Below are 16,103 nucleotides of genomic sequence, written 5' to 3'. Positions count from 1 at the left end.
AAGGAGTTCCCATGGACAGCATCGGTGTCGGCCTCATCTCGGTCGGCTGGATGGGGCGGCTGCACTCCCGCGCCTACCGCGCCCTGCCGGACCACTTCCCGGAGCTCGGCGTGCAGCCCCGGCTCGTCGTCGCCGCGGACCCGATCGAGGCCGCACGCGACCAGGCCGTCACCCGCCTGGGCTACGAGCGGGCGGTCGCCGACTACCACGAGGTCCTCGCCGACCCGGCCGTCGACGTCGTGTCGATCTGCTCGCCGAACTTCCTGCACCGCGAGATGGCGGTCGCCGCTGCCGAGGCCGGCAAGCCGTTCTGGATCGAGAAGCCGATGGGCCGCTACGCCAGCGACTCCCGGCAGATCCACGAGGCCGTCCAGCGCGCGGGCGTCATCACGAGCGTCGGGTTCAACTACCGGCACGCCCCCGCGATCGAGCGGGCGCGCGAACTCGTCCGCAGCGGCCGCCTCGGTCGGATCACGAACGTGCGCGGGTCGCTGCTCGCCGACTACTCGTCCGACCCCGCGGCGCCGCTGACCTGGCGCTTCGAGCGTGAGCGTGCCGGTTCGGGCGTGCTCGGCGACCTGCTGTCGCACGGCCTCGACCTGGCGCAGTACGTCGTCGGTCGGATCGCCAGTGTGAGCGCGCTCGCCGAGACCTTCATCCAGGAGCGCCCGAAGCCAGCCGCGGGCATCGTCGACCGGAGCGCCGCCGCCACCGGCGACCTCGGCCGCGTCGAGAACGAGGACTACGCAGCCCTGCTCTTCCGCTTCGAGGACGGCGCCGTCGGCACCATGGACTCGAGCCGTGTCATGCGGGGGCCGCACGCTGAGTACACGCTCGAGATCTACGGCACCAGGGGTTCGGTGCGGTGGGACTTCCAGCGTCTCAACGAGCTCGAGGTGTACCTCGACGGGCAAGAGGTGGACGGCTACGCCACGCACTACGTCGCCGCGGGTGACGGTGAGTTCGCGCGCTTCCAGCCCGGCGCCGGCACGGCCATGGGCTACGACGACCTGAAGACGATCGAGGCCGCTCAGTTCATCGCGAGCGTCCGCCGCGGGGAGCAGCTCGCCCCGTCGGTCGCCGACGGACTGGCCGCCGCGTCCATCGTCGAGGCGGCGGAGGCGTCCCTCGCCGACGGCGCGTGGCACGACGTCGCGCGCGTCGACGGACCGCTCACCTACGCGGCGGCGACCCCCGTGCTCTAGACGGTCGCGGACGACGGACGGGAGGCGCGGTGCCAGCTGGCACTGCGCCTCCAGTCCGTCTGTTGCTGGGTCTCGATCCATGTTAGTTTGTCAGGACAAAGTCCCGAACTGCAGGAGGCACCATGCCGCTCGTCCGTATCGACCTCACCACCGGACGCACCCCGGAAGCCGTCCGCGCCATCGCCGACGCGATCCACCAGGCCATCGTCGACGTGTACGCGATCCCCGTGCGCGACCGGTTCCAGGTGATCACCGAGCACCCGGCGCAGCAGATCATCGCCGAGGACGCCGGCCTGGGGTTCGAGCGCACCGAGGGCGTCGTCGTGATCCAGGTCTTCACGCAGCGCGGGCGCACCGACGAGGCGAAGACGACGCTGTACGCGGCCATCCACGACGCCCTGGCGGCGATCGGTGTCGCGTCCGAGGACGTCTTCATCGGCTACGTCGAGAACGGCCCGCAGGACTGGTCGTTCGGCTTCGGCCGTGCCCAGTACGTGACCGGCGAGCTCGGCGTGCCCGCGCCAGCCTGAGCGCGGCCATCCGGCCCGGTCCCGAGGTTCCGAAATCTCGGCATCTCGGCGCGTCCAGCGGCCATCCGTGGAACCTCGGCGTCACGCGTACGGCAGTTCGTGGAACCTCGACGTCACGCGGTCAGCACGAACTGGCTACTTGTCGACGAGGGTGACCTCGAACGAGTAGCGGTCGGGGCGGTAGCAGTGCACGCCGTACTCGACCGCGCGCCCCGAGGCGTCGTACGCGGTGCGGCTCATGGTGAGCACGGGGTCGCCGTCCTCGATCTCGAGCAGACCGGCCTCTTCGTCGGTGACCGCGCGGGCACCGATCCGCTGCTTGGCCACCCGCATGGTCACACCGCGACCGCGGAGCAGCTGGTAGAGCCCGTGGTCCTGCAGGTCCTGGTCGGTGATCTCGAGGAACTCCGGCGGCAGGTAGTTCTCGAGGATCGCCATCGGGACGTCCTCGGCGAACCGGACGCGGCGGATGTGCGCGACGATCGTGCCGGGCTCGATGCTGAGGGCTGCGGCGACCTCGTCCGAGGCAGGGACGTCGTTGCGCTCGAGGAGCTTCGTCGCCGGTGCCTGTGACCCCTGGGCCAGGTCGTCGTACAGGCTCGTGAGCTCGACCTTGCGGGTCACCGGGCCGTGCACGACCTGTGTTCCGATGCCGCGGCGGCGGACGAGCAGACCCTTGTCGACGAGGTCCTGGATCGCCCGGCGGATCGTCGGGCGGGACAGCCCGAGGCGTTCGCCGAGCGCGATCTCGTTCTCGAGACGGGCGCCGGGAGGCATCACACCGGAGCGGATCGACTCCTCGATGCGCGAGGCCACCTGGAAGTAGAGGGGCATGGGACCCGACCGGTCCAGGTCCATGAACAGGTCGGACGGCAGCTGGCCTTCGTTGGTCATCGCGGTCCTTCGGGGAATTGCGGGTTCGGCATCGATGCCGAGGGATTGTCGTGACAATACCACCGGGTGCCCTGCTCCCCGGTGTGCCACTCCCGTCAGCGCTCGACCGCAGCCTTCAGCTTGGCGAGGCCCTTCTCGAAGTCGCCGCCGAGGAACTTGTCCATGTTGACGAACACCCCCATCACGCGCGACATCACGTTCTGCGGGCTCGTCATCGACCAGACGACCCGCGTGCCGTCGGTCGCTTCGTGCAACCGGAACGCGACCGCGCTCGACGACTTGAACGGTGCGGTGAACTGCAGGTCGACGTCGACCTCGGTGGCATCGACCCGTGTGATCGCCATCGACCCAGCGCCGGCCTTGCGGTTGCCCTTCCAGGCGTACGTCGAGCCGACCGTCCCCGGTTCACCGGTGTACGTCCGGTGCAGCGCGGGATCCTGCCCCTCCCACGGCGACCACTCGACCCAGCGGTGCAGGTCTGCCAGGTACGGGGTGATGTCCGCGGCGCGAGCCGTGATGACGGTCTCGCGTTCGATCGTGGTGGGCGCTGCCATGCGCTGAGCGTAGCGCCGCGGTCGAGGGCGCGACAGGGACCTTCGGTTCGGCCGGCTCGGCCGGTTCGGTCAGCTCAGTCGGCGAAGACCATCGGGCGGTTCGACAGCCGGGGCTGCGGCGTCGAGGCCTTGGGCTTCTCGGCTCGGGCCCGGACCGGGGCGATCGTCACGCGGGTCGCTGCACCCAGGGCCTCGACCGTGTCGGTGCCGTGGTGGCCGGCGGCGTGGATGACGATCGCGGCGCACGCCTCGGCATCGGCGGCGGCATCGTGGTGCTGGAAGCCTTCGAACCCGGCGGCCATCGCGGCGACCGGCAGACGGTAGGAGTCGAGCGTGTAGGTCTTGCGGGCCACCGCGAGCGAGCACATCGAGTGGTGCTCGGCGAGGTCGATGCCGGTTGCCGAGCACCCACCGGCGATGACGCCCATGTCGAACCGAGCGTTGTGCGCGACCAGGACGTCACCCTCGGCGAAAGCCACGAGGTCGGGGTACTGCTGCTCCCACGTCTTCGCGCGCACGACGTCCTCGGCGACGATCCCGTGGATCCGGGTGTTCCACTCGAGGAACGCGTCGTGTCCGAACGGTGGGCGGATGAACCACGACGCCCGGTCGACGACCCGGCCCGCGCGGACCTTGACCAGTCCGACGGAGCACGCACTGGCGGGCGAGCTGTTCGCGGTCTCGAAGTCGATCGCGGTGAAGTTCAACGGCACGGTTCCGATCGTCGCACGGGGCGCCGACATCGCCGGAAGCCGCCTCGGCGTTGCGGCCGGACGCTCAGCGGCGTTGCGGCCGGACGCTCAGCGGCGTCGCACCCGACGCGAACCCCGCCGGCGACGTGCCGTCAGCTGCCAGGTGGCGGCGAGGCGCTTGCGCTCCGCCTGCCGCCAGGGATCGAGCAGCGTGCCGACGAGCTCGAACGGCAGGTACGCCGTGTCGACCTGCCAGCGTGGCGGCACGCTCCGGACGTGCGCGGTGAACGCCGATTCGAAGTCCGAGGTGATCGCGGGGAACGCGAACTCGACCGGCAGCACCACGTCGCGGTACCGGTCCTCTTCCTCGTGGTCGATCGCCGGGTCGTCGGGGTCGTAGTCGACGAGCACCTCGGCCGCGAGGTCACCGAAGGCATCGTGGAGCGCGTCGAGCTCCTCCGGCGGCAGCGCCTGGAGCGCCTCGACCGTCGCGCTGGTGAAGTAACGCCGCTGCGTTCGACGGTCGTGCCCCATCGAGTGCACACCGAGCCGGTCGCGTTCGAACCACATCGACGTCCTCCTGTTCCGTCGTCCGGACTGGGCGACGGGGACCACGCTGCCAGAACCCGTCGCGGCGCGTTCCGGGCGCTAACGTGCCCGCATGAGGAACGACGAAGACGGTCGGCCGCTCGTGCTGGTGCTCGCCGGAGCGGGCTACGGTCAGCAGGCACCGTTGCTGTGGTGGTCACGAGCCATTGCCTCGGCGGCCGGGTGCGAGGTCGTGGCTCCGACCTGGACCATCGACGATGCCGCCGGGGCCGACCCGGTGGCGTTCGTCGAGGCCGCGATCGGGGCTGCGCTGGGCGATCGCCTACCCGACCTGGTCGTCGCGAAGTCGTTCGGGTGCTTCGCCCTGCCGTGGGCGATCCGGAACGACCTGCCCGGGGTCTGGCTCACGCCGGTCCTCACGCACGACGACGTGGCCACAGCGCTCGCCGCCGCCACCGACACGCACGACGCGATCGGGGGTGAAGACGACACCATGTGGCGGCCCGAGCGGGTCTCGGGGACTGCTGCGCGCCTCCAGACCGTCGACCGTGCCGACCACTCGCTGCAGGTGGCCGGTGACTGGCGGCGCTCGCAGCAGCTGCAGGCCGACGTCTTCGACGTCGTCGAGCGCCGCGTCGCGGCCCTGGCCGCACACCAGACGGGCGGATAGCCTCCGCCGTTCTGACGGACGGACTGGAGGCCCGGGTCGGCTCCGGCGGGCCGCCGCCGGTAGGCTCTTCTTCCGTGGCTCTCACCATCGGAATCGTCGGTCTCCCGAACGTCGGCAAGTCGACCCTGTTCAACGCCCTGACCAAGAACCAGGTCCTCGCCGCGAACTACCCGTTCGCGACGATCGAGCCGAACGTCGGGGTGGTGAACCTGCCCGACTCGCGGCTCGACCAGCTCGCCGAACTCTTCCACTCGGAGAAGACCGTGCCCGCGCCGGTGTCCTTCGTCGACATCGCCGGCATCGTCAAGGGTGCGAGCGAGGGTGAAGGACTCGGCAACAAGTTCCTCGCCAACATCCGCGAGGCCGACGCCATCGCGCAGGTCGTCCGCGGCTTCACCGACGACGACGTCGTGCACGTCGCGAACAAGGTGTCCCCGAAGGACGACCTCGAGGTCATCAACACCGAGCTGATCCTCGCCGACATGGAGACGATCGACAAGGCGCTCCCGCGGTACGAGAAGACCGTGAAGCTCAAGCAGGCCGAGCCCATCGTGCTCGAGACCGCTCGGGAGGCCCGCGCCGCGCTCGAGCAGGGCACCCTGCTGTCCGCCACCAAGATCGACCTCGCGCCGATCGCCGAGCTCGGACTGCTGTCGGCCAAGCCCTTCATCTTCGTGTTCAACGTCGACGAGGCGATCCTGACCGACGACGCTCGCAAGGCCGAGCTGGCCGCGCTCGTCGCCCCGGCCCAGGCCGTGTTCCTCGACGCCCAGGTCGAGTCAGAGCTCATCGACCTCGACCCGGCCGACGCCGCCGAACTGCTCGAGTCGACCGGCCAGACCGAATCCGGACTCGACCAGCTCGCACGGATCGGCTTCGACACCCTCGGGCTGCAGACCTACCTGACGGCCGGTCCGAAGGAAGCCCGCGCGTGGACGATCGGCAAGGGGTGGAAGGCACCCCAGGCTGCCGGCGTCATCCACACCGACTTCGAGAAGGGCTTCATCAAGGCCGAGGTCATCTCGTTCGGTGACCTGGTCGAGACCGGCTCCATCGCCGAGGCCCGCGCTGCCGGCAAGGCCCGCATCGAGGGCAAGGACTACGTCATGCAGGACGGCGACGTGGTGGAGTTCCGCTTCAACAACTGACCTCGCCGTGGGTGCGCCAGGATGAGCGCATGACGAACCCACAGGCAGGTTGGTACGACGACGGTTCCGGCGCGATGCGGTGGTGGGACGGCTCGGCGTGGACGGAGCAGGTGCAGCCGAAGGCACCGGGCGCGCCCGGTATCGGCGGAGTGATCGACCGTATCCAAGCGGAGGCCGCGGCAGGCGGACAGCCTCGGCCGGCGCAGAACGGCATGAGCTACGTCGTCCTGCAGGTGGTCCTGCGGGAGAAGTTCTTCGGGACGGGATCCGGCAACCTCACCGAGCTGGAGAAGGCGATCAACGCACAGGCGGCGCTCGGCTACCGGCTGCACACGATCACGACGGCTTCGTCGGGCAGTACGGGGTTCGGTGGCGGAGACCGACTGCAGGCCACCATGGTGTTCGAGCGGATCAACTGAGTCGATCCACGCCCGGAGCAATGAGCTCGGCTCAGTCGACTAGCGCGATGATGACCGCTGGGACGCGGTGCTCGATCGCCTCCCAGATGATCTCCTTCCGCGCCTGCCGGTAGTCGTGCGAGAGGATGTTTCGCGTCTTCCTGACAGCGGCGAGCGACAGGTCGGACGGAAGTCGGGCTTCCCTGTCGGCGGGAAGACGTCCAAGCAGGTCGTCGAAGTGGATGATGACGGCCTCAGCCGCTCGATACGTCAGGCTCCGAGTTGCGTCGAACTCGACGCGGCCGTGTTCGACGATCTGCGAACATTCGGCGAGCAAGTCGAGGAAGCTCGCCTGCAGCGACGGCCAGCGGTCTGCTGAGTCGGCTGAATCGCGATCAACGCGTTGCCGTGGGGTGAACCGGGGCGATGGGGTCACAGCGGCACTGCTTCGTCGAGCACGTGCGCGAAGTGCTCGTCGTCCTCGAGGTCGTCGGTGAGGACGTCGACGTCGAAGCCCGTGATGGTCTCGACCTCGTGGGCGAAGCCGCCGAGGTCGAACAGTGATGCGGCTGGGGTCAGGTGTACGAGCAGGTCGATGTCGCTGTGCTCGGTGTCCTGCCCGCGGAGCGTGGAACCGAAGACGCGAACGTTCTCGAGGTGGAACCGCTTCGCCTCGTCGAGGATCGCGTCGGCATAGACGGCAAGAGGGATGCTCGGGCGCGTGTGCGCAGCAGTGAGGATCCGCTGGAGCGACTCGAGCCGCGGCTGCTTGCGTCCGCTCTCGTACGCGGAGATGGTCGGCTGCTGCATCCCGGCGGCGGCGGCGAGGCTGGTCTGTGAGAGGCCCAGGTCCTCGCGGGCAGCGCGGATGAGTTCTGCTGCACGTTCGACTCGCATGGGCACCTCCATCTATAGCTCTCGACTATAGATGTGTCGCGCTCGCTCGGGAAGGTGTGCGGTGGACTAGATTCGGCACGTCCGAGCGCCCGAGGAGGCCCCCATGTCGTACGTCGTCGACTTCGTGAACGTGTCCACGGTGGGTCTCGAGTCCTCGCCGGTCGCCGACGCACTCGCCGGGCTCCGGGCCAACGAGGCGCGGTACTTCGCGAACAAGTACGACCACGTGTTCACCACGCACGCCGCAGCTGACGTGCCGGACCTCGTCGCCTACGTGCGGCGGGTCCTCGAAGAGGAACGCGGGCTGGTCATCGCGTCACCACCGCTCGAAGCCACGGAAGCGCTCGTCGACGGCGTGCGCTGGACGTACGTGTTCTACGAGTCCGGCCTGGCGATCAACGTGCTCTACACGCTCGAACCAGGCGGCAAGCGTGCGGTCGGCTTCAAGCTCTCCGACGGCATGGACGTGCCCGAGGAACTCGCCGACAAGTTCAAGTTCGCGCGGCAGAAGTCGAAGCTCGCCGGCACGATCCGCGGCTCGTTCTTCGTGGTGAAGGGCGAGTACTGACGTCGCGAAGCAGCCGTGCATGCAAAGTGTTTGGTACGGCAGGCCGCGCTGATCGAGCCTGGTCACCACGAACCGGTGATGAAGGGCAGGGCGTGGGCTATGACGGCGACTCTGGTGAAGACTGCGGTGATGCACGGCCTGTACGTCGGGTTCACGGGGGACCGCTCCCGAGCGCGGTCGCTGCGGGAACTCTTGAACGAGAGGCGGGCGTCAGCGGCGCAGCGAGCGGCAGCCGAGGAGAGGCGGACGCCGACGTCCTCAACATCGCTGCAACGGAGATGTTCAGTGGACCGGTAGCGTCCCCACGCGTCCTGGCCGAGTACGAGCGGCTCGTTCCGGGAGCGATCCTCATCTCGGCCGGTCACACCGTCGGAGCGCTCGCAGCGATCGTGCCCGGCGTGCTCGGGGCGGCATCGCAGGTCGTCGCTGCGGCCCGTCGAGGTGTGTGACCGTCGCACGGCCGGTCGCAGGTACGACGAAGCGCCGCCGGGACAGCCCGGCGGCGCTTCGTGTTCGTCCTGGTGGAGCCTAGGCCGCGAGGGCCATGTCGCCTGCGTGCACGGACTGCGCCTGCAGCAGGGTCCGGCTGGCCTCGCCGGCCCAGGAGCGGCCCGGGACGGTCCAGCCGGCCTCGCCGACGGCATCCAGACGGGTGCCGCGGGTGACGAAGGTCTGCAGGTCGTCGGCCGCGATGCGGACGAGGTACTCGCGCTGCGAGCGGTCGTCACGCACGGGGAACTCGGCGATGCGGTCGGGGGTGATCGTCGGGGCCGCGAGTGCGGTCCCGAACACGGTGATTCGTTCGTTGCTGGTCATGGTGCTGTACTTCCTGGTCATTCGGCGCCAGGGCGACTCGGTGTCGGCGGACGTCTCAGTCCGGCGCGACGCATCGAGTGCGGGGCGCGCACGTCGAGTTTCAACGTGCTGCTGATCCGTTCGGATCAAGCGGTGGTCTCGGTTGGAATGCGACTCGGGTGAGTCGGTGTCGAGACGTTGGTGTGCGCGAGTCAGATGGGTTCGCTGCAGTGCACCAAAGAAACACTATACGGGCCCGATGCCGAGAAGTCCAGCGGACCGGCAGATCGACTCAGGAGGCCAGGAACGCGTCCCATCGCGAGCCACCCGCAGCCACGTTGCCGGAGCCGTCGAGCCGAGCGGCGGCCGAGGACGGCTTGCGCGAAGCCTGCGCGTGGATGAGTTCGTCGAACGTGCCGGAGAACCCGAGGCGGGGCAGTGCGGTGGCGACGGCGTGCAGGTCGTCGGTGGACCACCGCGAGAACCCGGCCCCGGAGACGTCGAGCGAGGTGGCGACCTCGAGTAGGTGCCCCTCCACGTCGACCGCGGGGTCGACGGAGGTCCACATGTGCCGCTCGATGACCTCGCCGACGCGTCGAGCGCGCGCTGCGTCCCACCCGGCGCCGAGGGCGAAGACGGAGCCCACGGCACCACCAGCGTCTTCGAACGGCACGTCGTGGGCATCGAACGACGGTGTGACGCCGAGGTCGTGCAGCATCGTCGCGACGAACAGCAGCTCGGGGTCGGGCTCGAGGTCGACGGTCGGGGCGAGCAGGACCGCCCACGCCCACGAGCGCAGGCAGTGGTTCACCAGGGCGGGGGAGGACCAGGTGCGGACGACGTCCAACGCCCGTGCGGCGACGGGGGAGGGCGGGGTGAGCAGAGCTTCGACGTCGAGCGACATGGCACGACAGTAGCGGTGCGACGGAGCCGTAACGGCGCGGAAACGTGCCGGGCCCGAGCCGGAAACAGCGCACCGTTAGCTTTCGGATCACTGAGTACCCGCTCAGCACCCGACCTCCTCCCGAAGGACCTGCACCCATGCAGCACCGCCTCCGGCTGCGCCCCCGCGCGACGATCGTGTCCTCGACACTCGTCGCCGCCGGGGCGATCGGCCTCGCCGCCCTGACCGCCTCGCCGGCCCAGGCAGCACCGACCGCGACGACCGCGACCATCGACGCCCCCGCCACCGCGACCGTCGGCACCGCCTTCGACGTCGACCTGACGATCCCGGCGACGACCGACGTCTACGCCTACGAGATCACCCTCGACGCCGACGCGGACTCCGTCTCGTACGTGGAGGACAGCGTCACCGGTCCCGACGGCGGCTTCGACAGCGTCGAGCAGGACGGCGACGCCCTGACGATCGTGCACACCCGGCTCGGGACGTCCCCGGCGCTCGACGGCGACCTCGCTGCCTCGATCGGCCTGACGCCGACCGCACCGGGCAGCGTCGACCTGGCGGTCACGAGCATCACGCTCGTCGGCTCCGACGGCACCTCGACGACGCTCACCGACCCGGCGAGCACCTCGATCTCGATCGCTGCAGCGGCGACGGCCACCCCGACGCCCACCCCGACGGCCACGCCCACCCCGGGCGCCACCGCCACGGCCGACCCGGGCGCCGGCGCCGGCGACCCCGACCCGACGACCACCGCCGGCCCGAGCGACCCCTCCGGCCCGACCAGCGGCGCCACCGCCGTGGCCGCAGCCGGTGGTGACCGTCCGACCGGCGGCGAACTCGCCTGGACCGGCGCCGACGTCGCCCCGTGGATCGCCGCGTCGCTGGCCCTCCTCGCCGCTGGCGGGACCCTGATCACCCTGCGTGCGCGCCGCGCCCGCCGCGAGCGCACCGGAGCAGCAGAATGACCGCCACCAGCCGGAAGCGCATGGCCGTCGCCGGCGCCTCGCTCATCGCCCTCGTCGGCACCGTCCTCGCCGCGACCCCCGCGGTCACGGCCGCAGCAGCACCGGCAGCCGTGGACGCCAGCCCCGCCGCGATGCTCGCGCCGTACTACACGGACCTCGACCTGACCGGCGACGACCAGGTCACGAAGGCCGACCTCGCGGTGCTCACCGAGCACCTCGGGGCCACGAGCGCCAGCGGTGACTGGGCGACGGTCAGCGCCGCGGACACCGACGCCGACGGCACGATCACCGTCTCGGACATCGCGGCGCTGTCCCAGCGGATGATCTACGACGACGGCCCGTTCACGCTCGTCGAGGCGTCCAGCATCGACATGCAGGCTGCGATGAACGCCGGGGTCACCACCTCGGTCGCCATCACGCAGGACTACCTCGACCGCATCGCCGCGTACGACCGCACGAAGGTCGACTCCGCGTCGACCGGCCGTGCGCTCAACTCGATCGTCACGACGAACGCCGAGGCCCTCGCCGCCGCGAAGACGGCGGACACCGAGCGTGCCGAGCACGGCATGACGAGCATGCTGCTGGGCGTGCCGATCGCGGTGAAGGACAACTACGACACCAAGGACATGCCGACCACGGGCGGCTGCGGCTGCTGGGACGACAACCAGACCGACACCGACGCCACCATGGTCGCCGGACTGCGCGGTGCCGGTGCGGTGATCCTCGCCAAGGCCAGCCTCGACGAGTTCGCCTACGGCTTCGTGTCCGAGTTCTCGTCGAACCAGCCCGCCGGTTCGTCCCTCCTGGTCGCCAGCCCGTACAACACGGCGCAGACCGCCGGTGGCTCCAGCGGTGGGACCGGTGCGGCGATCGCGGCGAACCTCGCCGGCATCGGGTTCGGCACGGACACCGGTGGCTCGATCCGCATCCCGTCGACGTACAACCAGCTCGTCGGCATCCGCCCGACGGTCGGTCTGGCCAGCCGCGACGGCATCATCCCACTCGCACTGTCGCAGGACACCGGCGGGCCCATCGCCCGGTCGGTGACCGACGCAGCCGTCGCGCTCGACGCCGTGACCGGCGTGGACGCGGCCGACCCCGTCACGAGCGCGCAGTCCGGCAAGGTGCCGACCTCGTACACGTCCTCGCTCGACGCGGACTCGCTCGACGGCGCCCGCATCGGTTACGTCACGAGCATGGTCGGCACGAACGCCACGGCCAAGCGACTGTTCGACGCGTCCGTCGCGAAGCTCGAGGCCGCTGGGGCGACCGTCGTCCCGATCACCGCGACGACGGCCTTCAACCGGGTCCTGTCCGAGGGCAGCGGCAGCACGAACGAGTTCAAGCACGACCTGGACGAGTACGTCGCGAAGCACCTCGACCCCGACGTGACCGCCCGGTCGCTGCAGGGCATCCTTGCCTCGGGCGAGTACGTGCCGAGCCGCAAGTCGACCTACGAGTCCCGCGACCTGATCACCGACGCGCAGTACCAGGCGTGGGCCGGGCCGACGGGGTCGCACACGACGCAGCTCGCCACCGGCAAGCAGCTCGTCACGCAGATGCTCGACGACCAGGACCTCGACTCGCTCATCTACCCGTCGGGCACGCCCTACGGCACGCAGTCGACGAACATGCGTCTGAGCCCGAACACCGGCATGCCGGCGATCACCGTCCCGATGGGGCAGGCGACCGCGGCCGACGGCACGATCACCGGCGCCGGCGTGAACCTCGAGTTCCTCGGCCGCTCGTTCGACGAGAGCACGCTGATCGGCCTCGGCTACGCCTTCGAGCAGGAGACGACGGCGCGCACCACGCCCGCGCTGTACCCGGCGCTCGGCTGAGCTGAGCGGGTCGCGATCGCGACCGCAGGACGGACGGGCTCGCCCCGCTCAGCGGCAACGCGAAGCGTTGCGCGGGGCGCGCCGACCGAGCCTGCGAGGGAGGGGGCGACACCGCCACGGGCCTCCCGTCCGCCTGTTCCGTCAGTTCAGGGTCGGGGTGTCCTCCGGCACGACGCCGTCGGCGTACAGGTCGGTCGCCAGGTCGCGGAGCGCGCGCAGCGCGACGCGCTGCGTGAGCGGACCGTAGGAGATGCGGGCCACGCCGAGCGCCTCGTACTCGGCGGCGGGCAGGGCTCCCGGCAGGCCGATGACCGACAGCGTGCCGCGGCCGAGGCCCGCGACGAGCTGCTCCACGACGTCGCGCTGGATCGCGCCGGGCACGAAGACGAGCGCGGCGCCGTTGTCGAGGAACGCCTTGCCACGTGCGATGGCGTCCGCGATGCTCTCGTCGATCGGACGGTCGCCGCCGCGGGCGATCGCATCCGTGCGGGCGTTCAACTGGAAGTCGACGCCCTCGGCCTGGGCAGCGGCCGTGATCGCGGCGACCCGGGCGACGGCCTCGTCGAAGGGACGCAGGCGGTCCTCGACGTTGGCGCCGACGATGCCCGAGCCGATCGCGCGGCGGATGGTCTCGGCCGGGTCCTCGTAGCCGTCGTCCAGGTCCGCGGTGACCGGCAGGTCGGTCGCGGCGGCCACGATCGCGGCACCCGACAGCGCGAGGTCGAGGGGCATCCCGCCGTCCTCGTACCCGTACGACGCGGCGATCGAGTGCCCGGCGGTGGCGATCGCCTTCGTGCCGGGCAGGTCGCTGACGACCTTCGCGGTGATCGCGTCCCACACGTTCACGACGCGGAGGATCTCCGGGGCTTCGTGCAGCTGCTTGAGGGTGGTGGCCTTGTCGGCGGTGCTCGTGCTCATGGGACCGACAGTAGGCGGGGCGACGCCCCGCGTCCCAGGGTGCGCGGAAGACGACGCTGGATGACAGGCGGGCTCGCGCCGGGCCTCCCGGTCGGTGCATGCTGGGACGCATGGCGAGCGACGAGCAGGACCCGGTCGGCACGCTCCGCGGGGTCCGTACGAGCATCAAGTGGACGCGGTACGCGCCCGACGTGCTGCCCCTGTTCGTCGCCGAGATGGACCACGACGTCGCGCCGGAGATCCGGCAGGCCCTGATCGAGCGCGTGTCGCAGTCCGACCTCGGCTACCTCGACGGACCCGGGCCGCTCGCGCCCGCGTTCGCGCAGTTCGCGCTCGACCGCTGGGGCTGGGAGATCGATCCGTCGCGCATCCACCTGGCCACCGACGTCAGCGTCGGCATCGTCGAGTCGCTGCGGCTCGCGCTGCCCGACGGCGGTCGCGTCGCGATCACGCCGCCGGTGTACCCGCCGTTCTTCGAGCTCGTCGACGAGGCCCGATGTCAGGTGGAAGAGGTCCCGCTGCTCGAGCAGTGGGGGCAGTACCGACTCGACCTCGAGGGACTCGAGCGGGCGTTCGCCAGCGGGGTCGGCGTCTTCCTGCTCTGCAACCCGCACAACCCCGTGGGCCTCGTGCACGACCGCGCCGACCTGCTCGCGATCGCCGAACTCGCGGCGAAGTACGACGTCCTCGTCATCAGCGACGAGATCCACGCACCCCTGACCCACCCCGGCGTGCAGTTCACCCCGTTCGCGGCCGTCGCCGAGCCCGTCGGAGCCCGCAGCGTCTGCGTGACCTCGGCGAGCAAGGGCTGGAACCTCGCGGGCGTGAAGTGCTCGATCATCGTCGCCGGTGACGACCGGACCGCCGCACTCCTCGACACCCTGTGGGAAGAGGTCGCCTGCCGCACGAGCATCCTCGGGCTGCACGCGAACCTCGCCGCGTTCACCGTCGGGACCACCTGGCTCGACGACGTGGTGTCCCGGATCGTGGCCAACGACCGGCTGCTCGCGAAGCTCCTCGCCGAGCACCTGCCCGGTGTCGTCTACACGCGGCCCCGAGCCGGGTACCTGGCGTGGCTCGACTTCCGCGGGATCGGGCTCGGCGACGACCCGGCCGTGCCGCTGCGTGAGAACGCCTACGTCGCGCTGAACTCCGGGCTCGGGTTCGGGAGCGAGGGGCGCGGGTTCGTCCGCCTCAACCTGGCGTGCTCACCGGAGACGCTGCGCGAAGCCGTGTTCCGCATCGCCTCGGCGTACCCGTCGAGTGCGCAGGAGGGGCTGGTCTGGCACGTCGCGTGAGCGGTGGAACGGCGTGGTTTGCCGCCTGTGCAGCATCGAGTGAGCACAAGACGTCGGGTCGGCAGCGCGCACTCGACGTCTTCTGCTCACTCGAGCGGGACGCAGCGGCCAGGAGGCCCGGGTCGGCTCAGGCGGGTCGGCGCGCTTCGATGAGGTGGCGCGTCGAGTGCGCCACGAACGGTCCGTCCCGCTGGATCAGCTCGTGCAGGTCGAGCAGGCGGTCGCGGTACCGCTCGACGGTGAAGTCCGGCACCCACCAGATCACCTTGCGGAGCAGGTAGACGACCGCGGCGACGTCGTGGATCTCGATCCGGGTCCGCGCCGTCCGCAGCTCGACGACCTCGAGTCCGGCGGCGCGTGCTGCGTCGGCCTCGTCGTCGTGGTGCCGTCCGCGCCGCTCGACGGGCTTCGGGCCGAGGAAGAACTCGATCAGCTCGAAGACGCTCGCCGGGCCGACGTGCTGGGCGAAGTACGTGCCGCCGGGAGCAAGGACCCGGGCGATCTCGTCCCAGTGGATCGCAGCGGGGTGCCGGCTCGTCACGAGGTCGAAGGCGCCGTCGGCGAAGGGCAGCGGCGGCTCGTCCGGATCGGCGACGACGACCACGCCGCGTGGGTGCAGGAGTCGTGTGGCGGTGGCGATGTTCGGTGCCCAGGACTCCGTCGCCACCGCGGTGGCCGGGAACGCCGGCGCCTCGGCGAGGACCTCGCCACCGCCGGTCTGCACGTCGAGGCTCGCGGTGCCGGAGACCCCGGCGAGGCGACCGAGTCGCTCGCCGAGCATCTTCGCGTAGCCCCACGGCGGGCGTTCCTCGGTGGCACGGCCGTCGAGCCACGAGAAGTCCCAGCCGGTGACGTCGGCGGCTTCGCCGATCGCGATCAGGTCGTCGAACGTGGTGCGCATGCCGTCCATGGTGGCGTCTCGCCGGTGCGAGTGCCAACCGCTGTTCCTCCACAGCATGCCCCGGCTGCAGCCTGTCCACAGATCACCACGGCGCTCCCGGATCGCACTCCGCGGGCCGCCACGGTCGGTGGATGCAGACATACGAGCCGTCCTTGTCCAGCCGCGATAGGCAGACTTGCCTAGTCCTGGTTGGCGAACTACGGTGAAGCGCACGGAGTTGCTTCGCCGGCTCGCTCGGAAGGCTGACGAGAACGATGTCGCGTTCGTGTTCCACCGTCACGGCGGGAGTCACGACCTGTTCCGCTTCGGTCGGAACACGATCGTCGTCCCGAGGCACCGAGAGGTGGAGGAGATGACGGCGCGCGGCATCCTCCGT

General features: G+C 70.4%; 19 protein-coding genes. 9 read left to right on the top strand and 10 right to left on the bottom strand.

The genetic code is table 11. The annotated features are described in order from the left end of the window. Positions 1 to 11 precede the first annotated feature (11 nt). Both M4960_RS10750 and M4960_RS10745 read left to right on the top strand, forming a co-directional pair. Positions 12 to 1,205 carry a Gfo/Idh/MocA family protein gene (locus M4960_RS10750; protein WP_123340671.1) on the top strand — a complete coding sequence of 398 codons (1,194 nt, stop codon included), beginning with the start codon at positions 12 to 14 and terminating at the stop codon, positions 1,203 to 1,205. A 122-nt stretch (positions 1,206 to 1,327) separates the two neighbouring features. Further along, positions 1,328 to 1,735 carry a tautomerase family protein gene (locus tag M4960_RS10745; RefSeq protein ID WP_248704218.1) on the top strand — a complete coding sequence of 136 codons (408 nt, stop codon included), beginning with the start codon at positions 1,328 to 1,330 and terminating at the stop codon, positions 1,733 to 1,735. A 135-nt stretch (positions 1,736 to 1,870) separates the two neighbouring features. On the opposite strand, the gene M4960_RS10740 is transcribed toward M4960_RS10745, so the two are convergent. The 4 genes from M4960_RS10740 to M4960_RS10725 form a co-directional block, all read right to left on the bottom strand. Then, positions 1,871 to 2,629, bottom strand: coding sequence for a GntR family transcriptional regulator (locus M4960_RS10740; RefSeq protein WP_123294141.1), 759 nt, complete (start codon positions 2,627 to 2,629; stop codon positions 1,871 to 1,873). Between the two features lie 95 nt (positions 2,630 to 2,724). After that, positions 2,725 to 3,183, bottom strand: coding sequence for an SRPBCC family protein (locus M4960_RS10735; protein WP_123294140.1), 459 nt, complete (start codon positions 3,181 to 3,183; stop codon positions 2,725 to 2,727). A gap of 74 nt (positions 3,184 to 3,257) precedes the next feature. Continuing rightward, positions 3,258 to 3,896 (bottom strand): exonuclease domain-containing protein, encoded by a 639-nt coding sequence (locus M4960_RS10730; RefSeq protein WP_123294211.1) that lies wholly within the window; start codon positions 3,894 to 3,896, stop codon positions 3,258 to 3,260. Between the two features lie 87 nt (positions 3,897 to 3,983). Beyond that, the gene (locus M4960_RS10725) at positions 3,984 to 4,445 is read right to left on the bottom strand and encodes a hypothetical protein (RefSeq protein ID WP_248704217.1); all 462 of its coding nucleotides are present in this window, start codon (positions 4,443 to 4,445) and stop codon (positions 3,984 to 3,986) included. A gap of 91 nt (positions 4,446 to 4,536) precedes the next feature. Between M4960_RS10725 and M4960_RS10720 the strand changes: the two genes are divergently transcribed. The 3 genes from M4960_RS10720 (at position 4,537) to M4960_RS10710 (ending at position 6,661) form a co-directional block, all read left to right on the top strand. Beyond that, positions 4,537 to 5,094: a hypothetical protein gene (locus M4960_RS10720; RefSeq protein WP_248704216.1), complete on the top strand. Its 558-nt coding sequence runs from the start codon at positions 4,537 to 4,539 to the stop codon at positions 5,092 to 5,094. 74 nt (positions 5,095 to 5,168) lie between these two features. Further along, a complete protein-coding gene (gene ychF, locus M4960_RS10715; RefSeq protein WP_131845308.1) occupies positions 5,169 to 6,242 on the top strand; it encodes a redox-regulated ATPase YchF in 1,074 nt (357 codons plus the stop codon). Positions 6,243 to 6,271: 29 nt separating this feature from the next. Next, positions 6,272 to 6,661, top strand: coding sequence for a DUF2510 domain-containing protein (locus M4960_RS10710; RefSeq protein WP_123938987.1), 390 nt, complete (start codon positions 6,272 to 6,274; stop codon positions 6,659 to 6,661). A gap of 31 nt (positions 6,662 to 6,692) precedes the next feature. Here the strand turns inward: M4960_RS10710 and M4960_RS10705 are convergent, their stop codons facing one another. Together M4960_RS10705 and M4960_RS10700 are read right to left on the bottom strand one after the other, a co-directional pair. Then, a complete protein-coding gene (locus M4960_RS10705; protein ID WP_123938986.1) occupies positions 6,693 to 7,076 on the bottom strand; it encodes a HepT-like ribonuclease domain-containing protein in 384 nt (127 codons plus the stop codon). Next, positions 7,073 to 7,537, bottom strand: coding sequence for an XRE family transcriptional regulator (locus tag M4960_RS10700; protein ID WP_123938985.1), 465 nt, complete (start codon positions 7,535 to 7,537; stop codon positions 7,073 to 7,075). Before M4960_RS10700 ends, M4960_RS10705 begins: the two co-directional genes overlap by 4 nt. Positions 7,538 to 7,640: 103 nt before the next feature. Here M4960_RS10700 and M4960_RS10695 point away from each other — a divergent pair, with 103 nt between their 5' ends. Next, a complete protein-coding gene (locus tag M4960_RS10695) occupies positions 7,641 to 8,105 on the top strand; it encodes a phage tail protein (protein ID WP_123294134.1) in 465 nt (154 codons plus the stop codon). Between the two features lie 528 nt (positions 8,106 to 8,633). Here M4960_RS10695 and M4960_RS10690 read toward each other — a convergent pair. Further along, complete coding sequence (locus M4960_RS10690) at positions 8,634 to 8,921, bottom strand: hypothetical protein (RefSeq protein ID WP_111084949.1); 288 nt, start codon at positions 8,919 to 8,921, stop codon at positions 8,634 to 8,636. Between the two features lie 271 nt (positions 8,922 to 9,192). After that, positions 9,193 to 9,804 carry an HD domain-containing protein gene (locus M4960_RS10685; protein WP_123294132.1) on the bottom strand — a complete coding sequence of 204 codons (612 nt, stop codon included), beginning with the start codon at positions 9,802 to 9,804 and terminating at the stop codon, positions 9,193 to 9,195. A 137-nt stretch (positions 9,805 to 9,941) separates the two neighbouring features. Between M4960_RS10685 and M4960_RS10680 the strand changes: the two genes are divergently transcribed. Beyond that, positions 9,942 to 10,769, top strand: a complete 828-nt coding sequence (locus tag M4960_RS10680; protein ID WP_248704215.1) for a hypothetical protein — start codon at positions 9,942 to 9,944, stop codon at positions 10,767 to 10,769. Next, positions 10,766 to 12,610, top strand: coding sequence for an amidase family protein (locus M4960_RS10675; RefSeq protein ID WP_248704214.1), 1,845 nt, complete (start codon positions 10,766 to 10,768; stop codon positions 12,608 to 12,610). The genes M4960_RS10680 and M4960_RS10675 overlap by 4 nt, the downstream gene beginning before the upstream one ends. 141 nt (positions 12,611 to 12,751) lie before the next feature. Here the strand turns inward: M4960_RS10675 and M4960_RS10670 are convergent, their stop codons facing one another. Beyond that, positions 12,752 to 13,528 (bottom strand): isocitrate lyase/phosphoenolpyruvate mutase family protein, encoded by a 777-nt coding sequence (locus tag M4960_RS10670; RefSeq protein WP_248704213.1) that lies wholly within the window; start codon positions 13,526 to 13,528, stop codon positions 12,752 to 12,754. A 110-nt stretch (positions 13,529 to 13,638) separates the two neighbouring features. Between M4960_RS10670 and M4960_RS10665 the strand changes: the two genes are divergently transcribed. Continuing rightward, a complete protein-coding gene (locus M4960_RS10665) occupies positions 13,639 to 14,826 on the top strand; it encodes a MalY/PatB family protein (protein WP_243648879.1) in 1,188 nt (395 codons plus the stop codon). Between the two features lie 127 nt (positions 14,827 to 14,953). Here the strand turns inward: M4960_RS10665 and M4960_RS10660 are convergent, their stop codons facing one another. Then, positions 14,954 to 15,727 (bottom strand): class I SAM-dependent methyltransferase, encoded by a 774-nt coding sequence (locus tag M4960_RS10660; protein ID WP_131845320.1) that lies wholly within the window; start codon positions 15,725 to 15,727, stop codon positions 14,954 to 14,956. Between the last annotated feature and the right edge of the window lie 376 nt (positions 15,728 to 16,103).

Source organism: Curtobacterium sp. MWU13-2055, from assembly GCF_023242305.1.
Classification (GTDB): Bacteria; Actinomycetota; Actinomycetes; order Actinomycetales; family Microbacteriaceae; genus Curtobacterium.
This window is presented reverse-complemented; position numbering and strand designations above follow the sequence as displayed.